This is a genomic window from Shewanella sp. 4t3-1-2LB (assembly GCF_017368415.1).
Taxonomy (GTDB): Bacteria; Pseudomonadota; Gammaproteobacteria; order Enterobacterales; family Shewanellaceae; genus Shewanella; species Shewanella fodinae.
Genome location: NZ_JAFNJD010000120.1, coordinates 1 through 755, shown reverse-complemented (window position 1 = coordinate 755; position 755 = coordinate 1). Strand labels below are relative to the sequence as shown.

Annotated in this window: 1 protein-coding gene; it reads right to left on the bottom strand. The window is 46.6% G+C overall.

All coding sequences use genetic code 11. The annotated features are described in order from the left end of the window. The coding region (locus J3L11_RS18870) for a helix-turn-helix domain-containing protein (protein WP_207571992.1) at positions 1-653 on the bottom strand (653 nt) is incomplete at its 3' end. Between the last annotated feature and the right edge of the window lie 102 nt (positions 654-755).

The window sequence follows — 755 nt, the reverse complement described above, 5'->3', positions numbered from 1 at the left end:
AGCACTCGGTCATTGAGCAAATCAGCCGAAGTGATAGGCGTTTTCGTCGTGTACAGCTTGGCAAATGCTACCTTGCTATAGGTATCAACAAAGGTTTGCTGATAGATGCGCCCCACACCTTTAAGGTTACCGACGTAGAAGGTGTCTTGTGAGCCCAAATAGCCTGGATGGAACGTTTCGATTTCACCGCAAGCTTCATCATCCTGCTGCTTGCGTTCCAGCGCTGCAACCTGCGAATCTGACAAGATAATACCTTCTTGCTCGACCTTGGCTTCCAAAGCCTTTAAGCGCTTTTTAAAGTTCTCTAAATCGTGCCGCAGCCAGATGGAACGAACGCCACTCGCCGACACAAATACGCCTGTTTTGCGCAGTTCATTACTGGTGCGTGATTGGCCGTGGGCAGGAAATGCTATCGCATGCGCGATGACGGCTTTTTCGGTTGCATCATCGACACGGTTCTTGAGGTTAGGCGCTCTTCTGGACTGATTTATAAGCGATTCAACACCACCGCTTTCAACCAATTCCTGATAGCGATAGAAGGTGTCTCGAGATACGCCCATCACCTTACAGGCCTTAGAAACGTTTCCCAGTTCTTCAGCGAGATTGAGTAAACCCGCTTTGTGTTTAATAATCGGATTGCTAGTATGAAGCATGAGAGTTGCCTTATGTTTTGATTTAAGATTCGACACCTTTATCAAAACGGGTAACTCTCATCTTTTCAAGATGATGTGTCAGATCTAGTCTGAACTAATACA